General features: G+C 75.1%; 10 protein-coding genes. 3 read left to right on the top strand and 7 right to left on the bottom strand.

Annotated features, from left to right (window positions below; translation table 11 throughout):
* Complete coding sequence (locus tag ACLF3M_RS01665; protein WP_430655100.1) at window positions 1-465, bottom strand: hypothetical protein; 465 nt, start codon at window positions 463-465, stop codon at window positions 1-3.
* Between the two features lie 204 nt (window positions 466-669).
* On the opposite strand from ACLF3M_RS01665, the gene ACLF3M_RS01660 reads away from it, so the two are divergent.
* Both ACLF3M_RS01660 and pbpC read left to right on the top strand, forming a co-directional pair.
* Complete coding sequence (locus ACLF3M_RS01660) at window positions 670-5853, top strand: alpha-2-macroglobulin family protein (RefSeq protein ID WP_430655099.1); 5184 nt, start codon at window positions 670-672, stop codon at window positions 5851-5853.
* 26 nt (window positions 5854-5879) lie between these two features.
* Window positions 5880-7988: a penicillin-binding protein 1C gene (pbpC, locus tag ACLF3M_RS01655; RefSeq protein WP_430655098.1), complete on the top strand. Its 2109-nt coding sequence runs from the start codon at window positions 5880-5882 to the stop codon at window positions 7986-7988.
* 34 nt (window positions 7989-8022) lie between these two features.
* Here the strand turns inward: pbpC and ACLF3M_RS01650 are convergent, their stop codons facing one another.
* Window positions 8023-8433, bottom strand: a complete 411-nt coding sequence (locus ACLF3M_RS01650) for a nuclear transport factor 2 family protein (protein WP_430655097.1) — start codon at window positions 8431-8433, stop codon at window positions 8023-8025.
* 101 nt (window positions 8434-8534) lie between these two features.
* Window positions 8535-9245: an RluA family pseudouridine synthase gene (locus tag ACLF3M_RS01645; protein WP_430655096.1), complete on the bottom strand. Its 711-nt coding sequence runs from the start codon at window positions 9243-9245 to the stop codon at window positions 8535-8537.
* Here ACLF3M_RS01645 and ACLF3M_RS01640 point away from each other — a divergent pair.
* A complete protein-coding gene (locus ACLF3M_RS01640) occupies window positions 9244-10161 on the top strand; it encodes a PfkB family carbohydrate kinase (protein WP_430655095.1) in 918 nt (305 codons plus the stop codon). The genes ACLF3M_RS01645 and ACLF3M_RS01640 overlap by 2 nt on opposite strands.
* An 18-nt stretch (window positions 10162-10179) precedes the next feature.
* Here ACLF3M_RS01640 and ACLF3M_RS01635 read toward each other — a convergent pair whose 3' ends face one another.
* The 4 genes from ACLF3M_RS01635 to ACLF3M_RS01620 form a co-directional block, all read right to left on the bottom strand.
* Complete coding sequence (locus ACLF3M_RS01635) at window positions 10180-14511, bottom strand: CheR family methyltransferase (protein ID WP_430655094.1); 4332 nt, start codon at window positions 14509-14511, stop codon at window positions 10180-10182.
* Window positions 14512-14641: 130 nt separating this feature from the next.
* Entirely contained in the window at window positions 14642-15397 is a 756-nt protein-coding gene (locus ACLF3M_RS01630) for an HpcH/HpaI aldolase family protein (RefSeq protein WP_430655093.1), read from the bottom strand.
* Between the two features lie 66 nt (window positions 15398-15463).
* The gene (locus tag ACLF3M_RS01625) at window positions 15464-17236 is read right to left on the bottom strand and encodes a hypothetical protein (RefSeq protein WP_430655092.1); all 1773 of its coding nucleotides are present in this window, start codon (window positions 17234-17236) and stop codon (window positions 15464-15466) included.
* Window positions 17229-17822 (bottom strand): Hint domain-containing protein, encoded by a 594-nt coding sequence (locus tag ACLF3M_RS01620; RefSeq protein ID WP_430655091.1) that lies wholly within the window; start codon window positions 17820-17822, stop codon window positions 17229-17231. Before ACLF3M_RS01620 ends, ACLF3M_RS01625 begins: the two co-directional genes overlap by 8 nt.
* Window positions 17823-17874: the final 52 nt, after the last annotated feature.

Raw genomic sequence — 17874 nt, 5'->3', positions numbered from 1 at the left:
TCAGGGCAAGGCGAGGTCGGTGATCCCGCAGGTGTCCACGCCGCGCCGCTCCGCGACGCGACCGTCGGCGAAGACGGCGCGGATGTCGTTCGCGCACATCCCCTGCGGCAGCCGCACGATGAAGGCCTGGCCCGAGGGCAGCACGCCCTGGCCGAGCCGGTCCGGCCCCCATTGGTCGGACTGCGTGGAGGAGACGTAGAGCTGGTTGATCGTCGCGCCGCCGCGGTTGACCAGGCGGAAGGACGGATCGCGGCCGGGCTGCGAGGCGACGGCGCCGGGCTGCGAGCCCTGCTGCTGCATCATCATGCGGCGCCGCGCGTCGTTCTGCAGGAAGGTGTCGATCAGCGAGGAGCCCGGATTGTTCCAGTTCCGCCCGGTATAGGGGTTGTGCCAGGAATCCTGCGCCGCGGCTGGCGCGGTGGCGAGGCAGAGCGCGAAGGCGGCGGCATGGCGGGTTGTCGGCATGCGCGGGTCTCCCTGGAACGGCGTCCTGCGCAACGTCGCAGGATCCGGTGTCGCGGCGATGTCGCGAGGGCGTGGAATCCGGTTGCACGCATGTCGCGTGTGACGCCGCCATGAAACACGCGGCACATATCACCCCCGCGACGCAGGGCGCGCTGCGTGCCATGCTTCCCGCCCCCGGTTCGCTTCCCGGTCGTGGAGAACGCCATGCGCCGCCTGCTGACGCTGCTGATCCTTCTTGTGCTGAGCTTCGCGACACCGGCGCCCGCCTTTGAGATACCGGGGCTCGAGAACGATGCCCTGGGCTATGAATCCTCGCTGACGCGGCGGATGCCGGCGGGCGGGACGGCGCAGCAGCGGGCGCAGGCGGAACAGCGTGCGCGGGCAGCGATGCAGCGCAACGACTGGCCGGCTGCCGCGGCGGCGTGGGAGGAGCGGATCGCCGCGGGCCAGGCGACCGCTGACAACTGGATGGCGCTGGCCGATGCGCAGCTCCGCCGCAACCCGCCGGAGGCGCGGCGCGCGCTGCAGGCGGCCTGGCGCGCCTTCATGATGGTGCCGGGCGGCGCGCCGGAGATCCCCTCCCTCGCGATGATGGCGGAGGCGCTGCGGCGGCTGGACCTGCCGGCGCAGCAGATCCAGGCGCTGGAGGCGGTGGTCGAGCGCGCTCCCGACGATGTGAAGGCGCGGGATGCGCTGGCCGCCGCGCGCCGCGCCGCGGGCATCCTGGTGCGGCAGGTCAGGACCGAGCCGGATGCCGAGCCCGCGCGGGCCTGCATCGCGTTCACCACCGCGCCCTCGCGGCGGTCCGACTGGCAGCCCGGGGATTGGGTGCGCGCGGAGCCCGCGCTGCCGGGCATGGCCGTGACGAAGGAGAGCGACCAGCTCTGCGTCGCCGGCTTGCCCTGGGGGCGCACGACACGGCTCGTGCTGCGCGCGGGGATGCCGGGCGAGGACGGGCTGCGGCTGAGCCGCGACACCAACGTCAACGTCGCGATGCCGAACCGCGCGCCGCGGCTGGTCTTCGACACGCGCGCCTTCATCCTGCCGCGGGGCCAGCAGCCCAGGCTGACGGTCTCGGCGGTGAACGTCTCGGCGCTGTCGCTGAAGCTGATGCGGGTGACGGAGCGTTCGCTGCCCGGCCTGACGCGGGACTGGCGGCCGGGCGAGCAGCTGGAAAGCTGGACGGCGAACAACATCGCGGAGGAGTCCGGCCGGCTGGTCTGGGAAGGCCGGGCGGAGATGCCGCAGGCCGAGCCGAACCGCCTGGTGCGCCAGGCGCTGCCGCTGCCCGACGCGCTGCTGACGGCGGGGCCGGGGATGTATGTGCTGGTGGCGCGGCCGGCCGATGGCGGGCGCGGGCGCTACGACGCCGAGACCGCGGTGGCGGTGATGGTCACCGACCTCGGCATCACGGCCTGGCGCAGCGCGGCGGGATTCGCGGCGCAGGTGCGGGGCTTTTCCGACGCCGCGCCGAAGGCCGGCGTGCAGGTCCGGCTGATCGCGCGCAACAACGATATCCTCGGCGAGGCGACGACGGATGCGCAGGGCCTGGTGCGCTTCGGCGCGGCGCTGCTGCGCGGCACGGGGCCGCTCGCGCCGCTGTCGCTGCATGCGCTGCAGAGCGAGGATTTCGCCTCGCTCGACCTCGAGACCGCGTCCTTCGACCTGTCGGATCGCGGCGCCGCGGGGCGGGCGCATCCCGGGCCGCTCGATGCGTTCGTCTGGCTGGACCGCGGCATCTACCGGCCGGGCGAGACGGTGAACGTCTCGGCGCTGCTGCGCGACGCCGGCGGCGCGCCGGTGGACGTGCCGGCGCGGCTGCGCGTGCTGCGGCCGAACGGGCAGGTCTTCTGGCAGGGCGTGCCGGCGCGCGCCGACGCCGCCTTCAGCGTGCCCGTCGTGCTGTCCGCCGGCGCCGCGGCCGGGCAGTGGAGCATCGAGGTCCATGCCGACCCGAACGCGCCGCCGATCGGCAGCGCGACCTTCAAGGTGGATGCCTTCGTGCCGGAGCGGCTGGAGGTCGTGGCGGGGCCCGTGGCTGGCCAGCTGGTCGGCGGGCAGCCACTGCAGGTGCCGGTGACGGCCCGCTTCCTCTATGGCGCGCCGGGCGCGGGGCTGACGGGCAGCGCGGAGATGCGGCTGTTGCTCGACCCCGAACCCTTCGAGGCCTGGCGCGGCTGGCGCTTCGGCCTGGCCGACGAGAGCTACTCGCCGGACCTGCAGAGCTTCGAGATCGCCGAGACGGATGAGCAGGGCCGCTCGACCCTCACGCTGAATCTGCCGAGCGCGCCGGACACGACGCGGCCGGTGAAGGCCGAGGTCTCGGTGCTGATGGAGGAGCCGGGCGGGCGGGCCAGCGGCACGCGCTTCTCCCTGCCGGTGCGCGCGCGCGGCACGCTGCTCGCGATCCGGCCGGGCTTCCAGGGCGACGCGGTGGACGCGAACGCCGAAGCCGGCTTCGACATCGCCGCGGTCAACCCCGACGGCCAGGCGATCGCGGCGACGCTGCGCCTGCGCCTCGTGCGCGAACGCCCGGACTGGCGGATCGTGCTGCGCGAGCGCGTGGCGCGCTACGAGACGGTCTGGCGCGACGAGCCCGTGGACAGCACGGACATCCGCGTCGCGCCGAATGCGCCCGCGACGTTTGCGCGTCGCCTGCCCTTCGGCCGCTACCGCATCGAGGTGACGGAGCCGAACGGGCTCGCCATCGCCTCCTACCGCTTCCGCTCGGGCTGGGCCGGCGCGGAATCGCCGGAGGTGCCGGACCGCGTGGACCTCGCGACGGAGCGGCGGAACTACCGCCCCGGCGAGGTCGCCCGCATCCGCATCACGCCGCCCTTCGCGGGGCAGGCGAGTGTCGCGGTGCTGACGGACCGGCTGGTCTCGCTGCGCGACATCGCCGTGCCGGAAGCCGGTGCTGAGATCGAGGTGCCGGTGGACGCGGCCTGGGGTCCCGGCGCCTACATTGCCGTCAGCGTCTTCCGCGCGGGCCAGTCGCCGGCGGGCCGCCCGGCGCGCGCGCTGGGGCTGGCGTGGATCGGGCTCGATCCCGCGACGCGGCGGATGGAGGTCGCGATCGACACGCCCGACCTCGTGCGGCCGCGCAGGCGCGTGGAAGTCCCGGTGCGCATCCCCGGCGCGACCCAGGCCCGCCTGACGCTGGCCGCTGTGGATGAGGGCATCCTGCGCCTGACGAACTTCCGCTCGCCCGATCCGGTCGAGCATTTCCTCGCGCGCCGCCGTCTCGGCGTGGATATCCGCGACGACTACGGCCGCCTGATCGCGCCGGCGGAGGGCGAGGCCGCGACGCTGCGCCAGGGCGGCGACGGCGCGGACAGCACGGGCATGCTGGAGATCCCGCAGAAGCTGGTGGCGCTGTTCAGCGGCATCGTCAGCGTCGGGCCGGACGGCGTGGCGCGCGTGCCGCTCGACATGCCGGATTTCGCGGGCGAGGTGCGGCTGATGGTCGTCGCCTGGGACGGCGCGCGGATCGGCGCGGCGAGCAGGCCGATGACGGTGCGCGAGCAGGTGGTGGCGGAGACGCTGCTGCCGCGCTTCCTCGCGCCCGGCGACGAGGTCCGGCTACCCGTGCTGCTGCACAACATCGAACTGCCGGCGGGCGATGTCGTGGCGACGCTGAGCGCGACCGGCGCGGTCGAGCTCGCCGGGCCGAACAAGCTCGGCGGCGCGCTCGCGACCGGGGCGCGGATGACGCCGGCGACGTCCTTGCGCGCGGTGATGGCGGGCGAGGGCGTGATCCGGCTCGCCGTCACCGGGCCGAACGGCTTCGTCACCGAACGCGAATCGCGAATCACCGTGCGGTCGTCGCGGCCTTCCGTGACGGAGGTCGCGGTCAGCACGCTGGCACCAGGCGCCACCGCGCCGGTGCCCGTGCCGTCGGACCGCTTCATCCGCAACACCTGGGCGGCGCGCGCGACCTGGGGCGCGCCGGTGCGCTTCGATCCCGGCGGCATGCTCGCCGCGCTGAAGCGCTACCCCCTGAACTGCATCGAGCAGGCGTCCTCCCGCGCGATGGCGCTGGTCTATGCGCCGCAGAACCCGGACCTCGCGGCCGAGGATGCGGGAATGCTGCAGGAGGCCGTGACCTCGATCCTCGATCGTCAGCGCTACGACGGGCGCTTCGGCTTCTGGTCGGCCGAGGGCAACGTCGTGGAATGGGCGAGCCTCTATGCGACCGAGGTGCTGCTGCGCGCCCGCGCCGCGGGGATGACGGTGCCGCAGGGCGCGCTGGACCAGGCGCTGCAGGCGGCCGATGAGGGGCTGGACACCGGCCTCGGCAGCCCCGAGGCGCGGGCGCTCGTCGCCTATCGCGTGCATGTGCTGGCGATGGCGGGGCGCAACCGGCTCGGCGCGGCGCGGCGCCTGGCGGAGGATGTGGACGCGCTGCCGACGCCGCTGGCGCGCGCGCAGCTCGCCGCGGCCTTCGCGCGCGCCGGCGACCGCGCGCGGGCGGAGCAGATCTTCGACCGCGCGCTGGCGACCACGGACCGGCAATGGTGGTTCGTGGATTTCGGCAGCGCGCAGCGCGACATCCTGGCGATCGCGGTGCTGCTCAGGGAGAGCGGCGTCGGCCAGGACCGCATTCCGCAACTGCTCGGGCGCCTGCCCGGCGCCGACTTCACGCCGGCCATCGCCAACACGCAGGAACAGGCCTGGGCCGTCGCGGCGGCAAGCCTGCTCGGGCGCGACGGGCGGCCGCTTCGGGTGTCGCTGGACGGGCGCGACCTGCCGACGGCGCAGGTCGTCGCGGCGGGGCTGACGCAGTCGGGATCGGCGACGAACCGCGGCGACCAGCCCGTGGTGCAGGCCGTGAGCATCGTGGGCGTGCCGAGCTCCCCGCTGCCTGCGGCCTCGCAGGGAATGCGCGTCGCGCGGCGCTTCTTCGCGATGGACGGGCAGCCGCTCGACCTCGATCGCGTGCGGACGGGCACGAATTTCGTGCTGCTGCTGGAAGCCCGCGCGCTGACCAACGAGCGTCACCAGGCGATGGTGCTGCAGGGCCTGCCCGCGGGGTGGGAGATCACGGCGCGGCTGCCGGCGGGCGACATCCAGGGCATGGCCTGGCTCGGCACGCTGACCGAGGCCGAGGCGACGCCGGCGCGCGATGACCGCTACGCCGCGGCGGTGACGCTGACGGCGGAGAACCCGCTGGCGCGGCTCGCAGTGCGCGTGCGCGCGGTGACGCCGGGCCGCTTCGAGCTGCCGGGGATGGAGGCGCAGGACATGTACCGGCCTGGCGTCTTCGCGCGGCAGAACACGGGGCGCGTGGTGGTGTACGGGCCGGATGACGCGCTGCCGCCGGCGCAGGCGCCGGCGCCGCAGCAGCGGCCGGCGCCAGCGCCGCAGCGGCCGCAAGGGCCGCGGTGAGGCAGGGGGTGGTGAAGGCGGCGCCTTTGCCCCCTCCCGGCCTCCCCCGCAACAGCGGGGGAGGAGAAGCAGCGCACGGGGGAGGACAACTTGGCGCACCTCCCCCGCATCCCACTTCCCCCTCCCTCGCTGTTGCGGGGGAGGGATGGCGAGGGGGCCGCGCGCGCATCCGCAAGCGCGCCGCGTGGTCGCTCGGCGCCTTCGCCATCCTCGTCCTCACCTTCTTCACCCTCGACCGCCTCTTCCCCCCCAACCTGTCCCGCTACCGCGCCGCCGGCATCGAGATCCTGGACCGCGACGCCCGCACGCTCTCCGTCCTCTCCGCCGCCGGCACCTGGCGGCTGCGCACCGACATCGGCGACGTGCCGCCGCACCTGATCGCGATGCTGATCGCCGCGGAGGACCGGCGCTTCCGTCATCACCCCGGCGTGGACCCCGTCGCGCTCGCCCGCGCGTCCGCGCAGTGGATCCGCGCGGGGCGCGTCGTCTCCGGCGGCTCCACCCTCACCATGCAGGCCGCACGCCTGCTCGAGCCCCGCCCGCGCACGCTGCGATCCAAGCTCATCGAGATCGCGCGCGCGCTGCAGCTGGAAGCGCGATACAGCAAGGACGAGATCCTTGGGATCTGGCTGACCCTCGCCCCGCAGGGCGGCAACCTCGAGGGGCTGCGCGCGGGATCGCTCGCCTGGTTCGGCCGCGCGCCGGCGACGCTGGACGCTGCGGAATCCGCGCTGCTCGTCGCGCTCGCGCGAAAGCCGGAGGCGCTGCGGCCCGACCGCCACGCCGAGGCCGCGCGGCGCGCGCGCGACGCGGTGCTGCTCGCGCGCGCTTCCGGGGCGGGAGAGGTCAACGCCGACGAACGCGCGCATGCGCTGGCGCAGGCGGTGCCGCAGCGCCGGCTGCCGATGCCGCGTCTCGCGCCGCATCTCGCGCGCGAATTGTCCCGGGGTGCGCCAGCCGGGGCGCGTATCGCGACGACGCTGGATCGCGACCTGCAGCGCGCGGCGGAACGCCTGGCGGGCGAGGCGCTGCGCGACCTGCCGGACCGCGCCGCACTCGCCATGGTCATCGCCGACATCGACAGCCGCGAGATCCGTGCGCTGGTCGGCGGCGCCTTCGGCGAGGAATCCCGCGCGGGCATGCTGGATCTCTCGCGCGCGGTGCGCTCGCCGGGATCGGCGCTGAAGCCCTTCCTCTACGCGCTCGCCTTCGAGAACGGCGTCGCGCGGCCCGACAGCGTGATCGCGGACATGCCGCTGCGCTTCGGCGCCTATGCCCCGGAGAATTTCGACCGCGGATTCGCGGGGCGCGTCACCGCGGCCGACGCGCTGCGGCAATCGCTGAACCTGCCCGCTGTCGCCCTGCTGAACGAGGTCGGCGCGCTGCGCTTCGCCTCCATGCTGAAGGCGGCCGGCGTGCCGCCCCGGCTGCCGGCGGGGGCCGAGCCGTCGCTGCCGCTGGCGCTCGGCGGGGCGGGGATGACGCTGCGCGGGATGGTCTCGCTCTATGCCGTGCTCGGCGATGGCGGCCGCGCGGCGCCGCTGCGCGTCGCGCCCGGCGACGATGTCCTGCGCACGCCGGTGATCGCGCCGCGCGCGGCGGCGCAGGTCGCGGGCGTGCTGGTGCAGCGCTTCCCCGAGGGCGGGCCGACGGGCGTCGCCTGGAAGACGGGCACGAGCTGGGGCGGGCGCGACGCCTGGGCGCTAGGGCTGGACGCGCGGCATGTCGCCGGCGTGTGGGTGGGTCGGCCCGACGGCACGCCGATCCCCGGCGCGCAGGGCCGCACGCTCGCGCTCCCCGTGCTGGCTCGCGCCTTCGCGCTGCTGCCCGCGGCCCCGCGCGAGGCGCTGGCGGTGCGCGCGGCGCCGGCGAATGCGATGGCGGGTGCGGAGCCGGCGGACCGGCTGCGGCTGCTGTTCCCGATGCCGAATGCGGTGCTGATGGAGGGCGGGACGGTGACGATCCGCGCCGCGGGCGGGCGCCGGCCGCTGACCTTCCTGGTGGACGGCGCGCCGCTCGAGGCGGAGCGCGCGCGCCGCGAGGCCGCCTGGACACCGCCGGGGCCTGGCTTCTACCGCGTGACGGTGCTGGACGCGGATGGCGTCTCGGCACGCGCCGAGCTGCGCGTGCGATGAGCGCGCGCGGCGGGCGGGACGCCGTGCCCCCGTCTCAGCCCCAGCCGAGCTCCTTCAGCGCGTAGCCGTCATTCCAGATCTTGGTCATGTGGGCGACCTTTCCGTCGCGGAACCGGATGGCATAGACGTACTCGGTGCGCGTGGTCTTCCCCGTCGGCGGCACCGGGCCACCCGCCTTGTGCGTGCCGGTGAAGGTGGCGAAGGCCAGCACCTGTTCGCGCCCCGGGTCCTCGGCGAAGGCATGGAGCTCGTAGCTGCCGTCGGTCAGCACGGTAAGAAGGCCCTTCATCCACTCGCTGTACTGTTCCAGGGTGCGGATGTCCGCCAGCGCGCCCGCCTGGGCGCTGAAGGTGGCGCCCGGCGCGCAATGCGGGCGGCACGCCTCCCAGCCTTGCCCGGTGTCGAGAGCCTCGAAGAACGCCCTGGCCGTTTCGAGATTGGCCATCGTCACTCCCTCCCGCTGCTGGCGGCCGGAGCCTATGCCCCGGCGACTCGGCGATTCAAGCGCCCCGGCGAGGTGGGATCGCGGTCGTGAAGGGACGCGGCTCAGCCGGGCGCGGCGGGAGAGCACGCCGCCACCGCGTCGCGCATGTGGTCTGGCACCGGCGCCTCGACGCGTAGCGGCGGATCAAGCGGCAGCGCGATCGCGCGCGCCAGCAGGTGCAGCCGGCCGGGCCCGCCTCCGTACATTGCGTCGCCGAGGATCGGCGCGCCGAGATGCGCGGCGTGAACGCGCAGCTGGTGCGTGCGGCCGGTTTCGGGCGTGAACTCCACGAAGGTGAGGCCGGGCGCGCGGCCGAGCACGCGCCAGGCGGTGCGGGCGGGATCGCCGGCTTCGTGCACCTCCATCCGCCAGCCCCGTTCCCTGGTGCTGACCTTGCGCAGCGGCGCCTCGATCACGCTAGCCTCGCCGCGCAACTCGCCGCGCAGCACGGCCCAATAGGTCTTCCCGACCTCGCGCCCCGCAAACAGCGCGTTGAGCCTGGCCAGCATCGGCGCGGTGCGGCCCAGCACCAGGCAGCCCGCGGTGTCGGCATCCAGCCGGTGCGCGGGCTGCGGGTCTCGCCGCTTGCCCATGCGCAGCGCGGGCAGCCAGCGTTCCAGGCTCTCGCCCGATCGCGCGGAAACCGGCAGCCCCGCGGGCTTGTCGAGAACGATCACCTCCGGTCCGACATGCAGCAATCGCGCGGGCAGCCAGTCCGGCAGCGCAATTCCTTCTTGCCGCGGTGCAGCATGACCGGGCAGCCTTCCCCTCATGGCCGAGCTTCCCCGTCCCATCGTCGTCTGCCTCGGCAGTGTCGTGATGGACCATACCTTCCACGTGGACGACGTGGTCCAGCCCCCGTCGAAGAATCGCGCGCGGAGCTACGCGCTGGGCGCGGGCGGGCTGGCGGCGAACGCCTCGATCGCCGTGGCGCGGCTCGGGGGGCACTGCATCTTCTGGGGGCGCGTCGGCGACGACCTGAACGGCCGGCCGCTGCTGGACGCGCTGGCGGCGCAGGGGGTGGATGTCTCGCAATGCCGCCTCGCGCCGGGCGGGCGGACGCCGGTCTCGGCGGTGCTGGTGGATCCGCAGGGCGAGCGCAGCATCTACAGCTATCGCGGCGAGAACCTCGGCACGGAGCCGGACTGGCTGGACCTGTCGCTGATCGACGGGGCGCGGTGCTTCCTCTGCGACCCCCGCTGGCCGGAAGGCGCGGCCAAGGCGCTGGACCACGCGCGCGCGAAGGGCGTGCCGACGGTGATCGACGGCGAGAAGACGGAGACGCGCATCCTGCTCGACCTGGTGCCGCGCGTGGACCACGCGGTGTTCTCGGTGCCGGGTCTGGGCAATTTCGCGCCGGGGCTGCGGCCGGCGGAGGCGCTCCGCAAGGCGCTGGATTCCGGCTGCAGGGTCGCGGCGGTGACGCAGGGCGAGAAGGGCACGCTCTGGATGACGCGCGACGACCCGACGCCGCGCCGCATGCCGGCCTTCCGCGTGATGGCGACGAACACGACAGGCGCGGGCGACGTGTTCCACGGCGCCTATGCGCTGGCGATCGCGGAGGGCCAGGACGTCGCGCAGGCCATGCGCTTCGCCTCGGCCGCGGGCGCTTTGCGCGCGCGCGACGGCGCGACGCCGGACCGTGCGATGCTGGAGGAGCTGCTGCGCGATCCCGCGCAGCCCGCGTGAGGCGTCGCGCGCGGCGCCTCACGGCGCAGCGTTGCGGGTGCCGAAGGGGATGTCGAAGGCATAGGCGAAGCCGCCGGTCTTCTCGGTCCGGCGCACCTCGCCGCCGAGATCGTGCATCACGACGCTGTCGACGAGGCGCGTGCCGAAGCCGCGCCGTACCGGCGCGCCGCCGGTGCCGCGGCGGCCGAATTCGACCCAGTCCACCAGCAGCCGCCGCGACGCCTCGTCCTCGCCCGTCATGCTCCAGCTCACCGTCAGCCGGCCATGCGGGACGGCAAGGGCGCCGTACTTCGCGGCGTTGGTGGCGAGCTCGTGGAAGACCATGCTGAGCCCGACCACCGTGCCCGGCGCCAGCATCGCGTCCTCGCCGCCGAACGTGATGCGGGCCGGCTCCTGCGTGCTGACATAGGCCGCGAGCGTGCGCTCCAGCACCTCCCGCAGGGGCGCGCCGGCCCAGCTGCGCGCGGTCAGCATGTCGTGCGAGCGGGCGAGCGCGCGCAGCCGCGGGGCGAAGTCGTCCCAGAAGCGCGCGGGCTCGGTCGCGGTGGCGCGCTGCGTCTGGTGCGCCAGCGACTGCACGACGGCTAGCGTGTTCTTCACGCGGTGGTCCAGCTCGCGCATCAGGGTGCGCAGCTGGGCTTCCTGCGCGCGGCGCTGCGTGACTTCCTCGGCGACGATGTTGACGCCGATGATCCGCCCAGCGCCGTCGCGCAGCGGCAGCCAGTTCTCTTCCCACATGCGGCGCACGCCGGGCTGCGCCGGGGTCTCGCCCGTGATCTCGAGGCCGAGCACCGGCTCGCCGGTCCCGAGCACGCGGCGCAGCGCCGCCTCCGCCTGGCCGGCGAGGGCCGGGACGACCTCGCCCGCCGTCCGGCCGAGATGCGCCTCGGCGGGCACACCGTTGATCTCTGCCAGCCGGGCATTGATGCGGCGGAAGCGGAGCTCGGTGTCGAAGACGCAGAGGCCGACCGGCGCGGTGTCGTAGATCGCCTGCAGCTCGGCCAGCGCGTCGCGCAGCGCGGCCTCCGCGCGGCGCCGCTCCGTCACGTCCGTGTTGTAGCCGATCACCCGCACCGAGCCGTTGTGGCCGGCGATCCCCTGGCCCGCGCCGAGCAGCCAGCGGGTCTCGCCATCCCCTCGGATCACCCGGAACTCCGCGCGGTAGACGCCGCCTGCCGTCCTGGCGGGCTCGAAAGCCGCCAGCACGGCGTCACGGTCCTCGGGGTGCACGCGTCCGACGAAGGGCGCCATCGTGCCGTCGAGCTCGTCGGCCGGCACGCCGAACAGCTCGGCCAGCCCGGCATCGCCGAGCAGCCTGCCCGTCTCGGCCTCGACCTCCCAGGAGACGAGGTCGCCGGCGCGCATGGCGAGGCTTGCGCGGGCGTTGGCCGCCGCGCGCTCGTCCTCGGCGCGGCGCAGCGCCGTGATGTCGACGTTGACCCCGTGGATGCCGAGCAGCCGGCCTTCGGTGTCGCGCCCGGCATCGCCGCGTGCCGCGATCCAGCGCATCTCGCCGGTGTCGGCGCGGAGGATGCGGAACTCCGCGTCGAAGCGGCCGGTGGCGCCGGCGGCCGCGAGCGCGCCCTGCAGCCCCGCGACGTCGTCCGGGTGGACCAGGGACAGGAAGGTCCCGAGGTTCGCCTCCGACCCCGGCGGCAACCCGAGCAGGCGATAGATGCCGTCCGACCACACCGCCGCATCCGCCACCGCGTCCCATTCGAAGGTGCCGGTCTGGCCGGCTTCCTGCGCGCGCCGGAAGCGTTCCGCGCCGCGCGCGAGCGCCTGCTCGTCCTGCTTGCGACGGGTGATGTCGAGGAAGGTGACGACCAGCCCTTCCTCCGCCTGGTCGTGCGCGCGATAGGGCAGGACGCGGCGGAGGTACCAGTGGCCGTCCTCGGATTCGGCCTCGTGCTCGACGCCGTCGGGCGCCTCGCGCAGCGCCTCGGCCGTCGGCAGCGGCGGCAGGTCCTTCAGCCCATGCGTCAGATGCGCCAGCGGCCGGCCGATGTCGCCCGGCGCGATCGGGTAGATCGCGGTCGCCGCGGGGGTGAAACTCCGCACCCGCCCCTCCCCGTCGAGGAAGATCGTGGCGATGCGGGTGGCGCGCAGCAGGTTCTCGAGGTCGGCATTCGCGGCGGCGAGCGCGCCATTGGCGGACTGCACTTCGTCCTTGCTGGTCTCGAGCTCCTCGTTGCTGGACTGCAGCTCCTCGTTCATCGAGAGGAGCTCCTCGTTGGAGGCCTTCAGCTCCTCGTTCGCCGCCTCGAGGTCCTGGACAGCACGCTCCAGGTCCTCGCGCGTGTGCAGCAGGTCGCGCTCGAGCTGGCCGATCACGGCCTCCGCGTCCGGCGCGATGCCGCCGGCCGCACCCTGCGCACGCGGCGGGCCGGCTTCCTCGAAGACCAGCATGTAGAGGTCCTCGCCGCGGCCGAGCTCGGGCATGGGCTGGCAGGTCAGGCGCAGGGGCTGGGCGCCGCGCTCGGTCTGCACCTGAAGCCCCTCGCGCACCACGGCGCGGCGGATGCGCACGGCTTCGGACAGCGCGGCGCGCAGCCCGACGCCGAGCCCCCGCCGCGCCATGCGCGTGACGGCGTTGGTGAAGCTGCCCGAGGGCGGCTGGAGGTAGCGGCCCGCCTTCTCCGAGAGATAGACGGCGCTGCCCTCCCCGGTGACGATGGCATAGGCCGGCGCGAACTCGTCGAGCAGGATGCGGTGCGCGATGGCGCCGAGATCGGCGTCGGGCGCGGGGGCGAGGCCGCCCGCGGGTTCCTGCCAGGGCGCCAGGGGAAGCTCCGGCGCCGCGCGCGGCACGGTGCGCGGGCCGGGGCTGCCCGGCGGGGCGATGCCGCGCCCGGCGCTGCGCTGGGCCAGGCGATGGCGCGGATCGACCGGGCGGAACAGCTCCGCATGGCCGGTCAGCGTCTCCGAGGTGCCGAGGAAGAGGAAGCCGCCGGGGCGCAGCGCGTAGTGGAAGACCGGGATCAGCTTCTTCTGCAGATGCGCGCCGAAATAGATCAGCATGTTGCGGCAGCAGATCAGGTCGAGGCGCGAGAAGGGCGGGTCGGCGATGATGTTGTGCGGGGAGAAGAGGCACATCGCCCGCAGCTCCTCCGTCACCTGCAGCTGGCGCCCACGGCGCGTGAAGAAGCGCTCCAGCCGCTCGGGCGAGACGCTGGCGGCGATCGAGACGGGATAGATGCCGCGCCGCGCGGTGGCGAGCGCCCGCTCGTTCACATCGGTGGCGAAGATCTGCACCGGCGGCGGCGCCACCATGCCGTCCAGCCGCTCGCGCACCAGCATGGCGACGGAATAGGCTTCCTCGCCGGTCGCGCAGCCCGCGACCCAGATGCGCAGGGGATCGGAGGAGGAGCGGGTGGCGAGCAGCGGGTCCAGCGCGCGCTCCGCCAGGACGGCGAAGGCCTCGGAGTCGCGGAAGAAGCCGGTGACGCCGATCAGCAGCTCGCGGAAGAGCGTCGCGGGCTCCTGCGGGTCGGTCCCCAGGCGCTCGATGTAGAGCCGCGGGTTGTCGAGGCGCAGCACCCGCATCCGCCGTTCCACCCGGCGGACCAGGGTGCTGGCCTTGTAGTGGCGGAAATCATGGCCGGTGCGTTCCCGCAGCAGCGCGCAGACCTCCGGCAGCAGCCCCACGACGGCGCTGCGCTGCGCGGCCGCGCCGCCCGGCGGGCCTTCGGCCAGCACGCGGTCGCGGCGGTGGCGGTCGTGCTCGGCCAGCGCGGCGGCGAGCGCGCCCGGGGCGGCGACGAGGTCGGCGAAGCCGGAGGCGCCGGCGGCATCGGGCATGTCGCGGCGCGAGGCGGTGGCGGGGTCCTGCGCCATGGTCAGCCCGCCGGCCTCGCCGATCGCCTGCAGGCCCATCGCCCCGTCCACGCCGGTGCCCGACAGCACGATGCCGACGGCGCGCGCGCCGAAGGCGGTCGCGACGGCACGGAACAGGCGGTCGACGGGGTTGAGCCGGCGGTCGCCCACGCCGGCGCCGCGGCGGAGCGGGCGCAGCCGGATGCGGTTGACGCGGAACGCGACCTCGCGGTCCGGGGGGATCACCAGCGCGGTGCCGGGCTGCAGCGCCATGCCGTCCTCGGCCACGGCGACCCCGAGCCCGGCGCGCTCGGCCAGGACACGGGCGAAGCCGGGCTCGTCGCCTGGCGCGAGGTGCTGGGCGATAACGATGACGAGAGGCAGGTCGCCGTCGAGACCGGCGAGCAGCGCCTCGGCGGCGGCAAGCCCGCCGGCGGAGGCGCCGACGGCGACCAGCAGCGGCTCGAGCGGGGGCGCGGCGCGCGTCGTGGCGCTCGCCGCGGCGCGTCCGTCGCGTGTGGCCTCGTCGTTCATGCAATGCCCGGTCCGAGGTGCGCCGCGGATGCGCATGCGGCGCGCATTTCAATCCCACGCAGTCAGGGTTCGGGCAAGTCATGGTTTCCGGCGGCGTCCTGCGCCGCCGGAGAGAGGATGCGCGCCGGCCTCAGCCCTTCGCCACGCCGACCTGGGCGCGCGCGGCGGTCAGCATCAGGCCGCTGTCGTTCATGATCGTGGCGAGGTTGAAGCCGCGCCCGAACATCTCCTTGGAATACTGGCCGGTCATGGTGTGGATGCCGGCCTTCACGCCATGCTTCGCGGCGGTGGTGCGGATGCGGTCGAGGATCTCGAGGAACTCCGGCTCCCGCCGGTCCTGCAGCGGCTTCATGCCGAGCGAGAGCGAGAGGTCGGACGGCCCGATATAGACGGCGTCCACGCCGGGCACGCTGACGATGGCCTCGAGGTTGTCGAGCGCCGTCTTCGTCTCGATCATCGGGATGACGAGCACGTCGTCATTCGCGGCGTCGGTATCGGCCGCGGCGCCGTAGATGCCGGACCGGATCGGGCCGAAGCTGCGCGCGCCCTTCGGGGGATAGCGGCAGAAGGAGACGAGGTCGCGCGCCTCCTTCTCCGTGTTGACCATCGGGCAGATCACGCCCTTCGCGCCGCCGTCCAGCACCTTGCCGATGATGCCGGGCTCGTTCCAGGGCACGCGCACCATCGGCGTGACGCCATGCGGCTGCATGCCCTGGAAGCAGGCGACCATGGACTGGTAGTCCTGCACGCCGTGCTGGATGTCCACGGTGAGGCTGTCGAAGCCGGCCTGCGCCATGACCTCGGCGCTGAAGCCGCTGGGGATGGCGAGCCATCCGTTGACCACCGGCTTGCCTGCTGCCCAGGCCGCCTTCACGCCATTCGCCATTGCGTTCCCTTCCCAACCAAGGATGTTCGTATGGGAGGCGGACGCTAGGCTTCGGGGCCGGGAGCGTCAACGCGGCGCGGCGGCATCCCCGGCGACCGTCGCGCGGTCCAGGACGAAGGCGACGACGAGATCCTCCAGCGCCTGGGCGTGCAGCGCCTCCGGCTTCGCGCCGGGCATCGCCTCGGCGGCGGCGCGCAGCGCTTCCTCGTCCGGCGCGATGGCGTGCTTCGCGGCCAGCGCGCGGACCAGCAGGCCGAGCCGGACGCGTCGGGCGGCCAGGGCATGCGCCGCGGCCTGGCCGGGCGGCGGGGCGCCGCGCGCCTCGGCCTCGGCCGCCAGGCGCGGCCAGATCGCGGCGAGCTCGTCGCGCAGCGCGGCTTCCGGCACGGCGATCGGCGGGGCGGCGGCGAGCAACGCATCGAGCGCGGCGCGGCGCAACGCGATGCGGGCCTGGGCATCGTCCCGCGCGGCGATGCGGCGCGCGACGGAGGCGCGCAGCGCATCGAGCCCGTCGAATCCCAGCGCGCGGGCCAGCGCGTCATCAAGCGGCGGGACGCGGCGGCGCAGCACGGCGGCGACGCGCACCTCGAACTGCGCGACGCGTCCGGCCAGGGCGGCGTCGGCCGTCGTCGGGGGCAAAGGGAGGGCGAGGCTGCGCGTCGCGCCGGCGGCCAGCCCCGCGAGATGGCCGAGCAGCCCCGCAGGATCGGAACCGCCGGGGCCGAGGCGCAGCCCCCGCCCCGAGAGCTCGGGCAGCGGCAGCGGCACGTCCTGGCCGAGGTCGAGCCCCTCCGTCAGGCGCGGCGCGGCGATCTCGATCGTGGCGTCCACCGGGCCGGCGGCGTGGTCGAGCAGCACGGCGAGGCGTACGAAGCCGGTCGCGGGATCGCCAGGCGTGTCGGAGACATAGGCGCGCTGGAAGGCGGGGCCGGGCTGCAGCGCGGCGTCCTTGCGCTCCAGCGTCTGCTTGCCGCGGCGGGGCTTGGTGGAGAGGCGCAGCTTGCAGCCGCGCAGCCCGATGGCGGGGCCGGCCAGGCGCAGCGCGACGGAGCCCGCCCAGGTCTGGCCGGGCTCGGCGGCGACGGCCTCGGGCGGGTGGAGCATGACGAAGGCCTGGCCGGCGGCCGAGGCCTGGCCGTGCAGGCGCAGCGCGAGATGGGGCGGCGCGGCGTCGGGCGCGACGGCGACGACCTCTCCCGCCAGGCCGGAATTGTTGTTGCCGAAGGACCAGCCTTCCGGAAGCGCGCCGGGCGCGGCGCCGGCGGGGCCCGGGCCCGGCAGGCGGTTGGCCGGCGGCGGCAGCAGCGCGTCCACGTCGCAGAGCAGGGCGTCGCCGGGTACAGCGGGTTCGGCTTCCGGCAGGGTGGCCCATTCGGCGCGGCTCTCGGCCAGGGCGAGGAGGGCGCGCTCGACCGCCCCGGGGTCGGGCGCGGGCAGGACCGGCGCGATGCGCAGCGCCGCCGGGTCGGGCGGGTCGGGCAGGGCGAAGGCCTCGACCTCGGCGTGCAGGACGAGGTCGCCGCCGGCCGGCGTCGGCAGGGGATCGAGCCGCGGCGGGCCGGCGGGCTGCAGGCCGAGACGGCGGATCAGCGCCTCCATCGCCTCGGCGCCGGCGCGCTGGCGGGCTTCCTCGCCCGCCGCGGCCTCGAGCCGGCGGCGGATGGCGGCGAGGCGGGGGTCGGCGGCCTCGGAGGGGGATTGCGGGCCGAGCCGCATCTCGGCCAGGCGGCGTTCCCGGTGGTGCTGCAGGCGGGCGGGCGGGACGGCGAGGATGAAGCGGCGGCGCAGCCCCTCGGGCGAGAGTTCGATGAAGCGGGGCGCGTCCTCGGGCTCAGCCATGGGGCCCGGGCCCGAGCAGGGGAGCGGCGCCGGCGTCGAGCGGCGCGGCGGCGGGGCCGTCCAGCACGGCGTCGAGCAGCGCGTCGCGCGGGTCGGCGGCGGCACGCGGGGCGGCGCGGGCGAGCAGCCGGGCGCGCAGCGCGGCGACGGCGGCCGGGTCGGGCGCCGCGTCCTCGGGCGCGCCGGGCAGGGGCGCGACGGGCGTGCCCTCCGCCATCAGCAGGTCGGGGGCGGCGAGTTCGGGCTGGAACAGCGTGCAGGCCGGCGCCGCCTCGACGCCGGGGAGGCCGGCGAGCAGCCCGGCCGGCAGCAGCAGGCCGTCCACCCGCAGCGCCTGGCCGGCACCGAGCAGGAGGTCGCGAGCGGGGATGCCCGGGCCGAGCGCGCCGGGCGCGATGCGCAGCCCCGGGCCCTCGCCGCGGTGCAGGGCGAGCAGGGGCTTCATCGGCGCGCCCTGGCCGGCGAGGGTGACGAGCATGTCGCCGGGGCGCAGCGACGCGACGGCGACCTCGCCGCGCAGGGTGAAGACGCGGGTCCCCTCGGCGAGGCCGCGGGGGCCGGCGGTGTCGGCTGGGCGGTCAGGCATGACGGTCCCGGCAAAAGAAAGACCCGGCCGCCCGATCGGGGAGCGGCCGGGC

The sequence above is a fragment of the Falsiroseomonas sp. HW251 genome (assembly GCF_050563545.1).
GTDB lineage: Bacteria > Pseudomonadota > Alphaproteobacteria > Acetobacterales > Acetobacteraceae > Falsiroseomonas.
Note: the sequence above shows the minus strand (reverse complement) of the source record. Positions and strands in the feature narration are given on the sequence as shown.

Coding starts and splice junctions, on each gene's coding strand:
- ACLF3M_RS01665 (WP_430655100.1), bottom strand. CDS start 465: ATGCCGACAACCCGCCATGCCGCCGCCTTCGCGCTCTGCCTCGCCACC.
- ACLF3M_RS01660 (WP_430655099.1), top strand. CDS start 670: ATGCGCCGCCTGCTGACGCTGCTGATCCTTCTTGTGCTGAGCTTCGCG.
- ACLF3M_RS01650 (WP_430655097.1), bottom strand. CDS start 8,433: ATGGCCAATCTCGAAACGGCCAGGGCGTTCTTCGAGGCTCTCGACACC.
- ACLF3M_RS01640 (WP_430655095.1), top strand. CDS start 9,244: ATGGCCGAGCTTCCCCGTCCCATCGTCGTCTGCCTCGGCAGTGTCGTG.
- ACLF3M_RS01645 (WP_430655096.1), bottom strand. CDS start 9,245: ATGAGGGGAAGGCTGCCCGGTCATGCTGCACCGCGGCAAGAAGGAATT.
- ACLF3M_RS01635 (WP_430655094.1), bottom strand. CDS start 14,511: ATGAACGACGAGGCCACACGCGACGGACGCGCCGCGGCGAGCGCCACG.
- ACLF3M_RS01630 (WP_430655093.1), bottom strand. CDS start 15,397: ATGGCGAATGGCGTGAAGGCGGCCTGGGCAGCAGGCAAGCCGGTGGTC.
- ACLF3M_RS01625 (WP_430655092.1), bottom strand. CDS start 17,236: ATGGCTGAGCCCGAGGACGCGCCCCGCTTCATCGAACTCTCGCCCGAG.
- ACLF3M_RS01620 (WP_430655091.1), bottom strand. CDS start 17,822: ATGCCTGACCGCCCAGCCGACACCGCCGGCCCCCGCGGCCTCGCCGAG.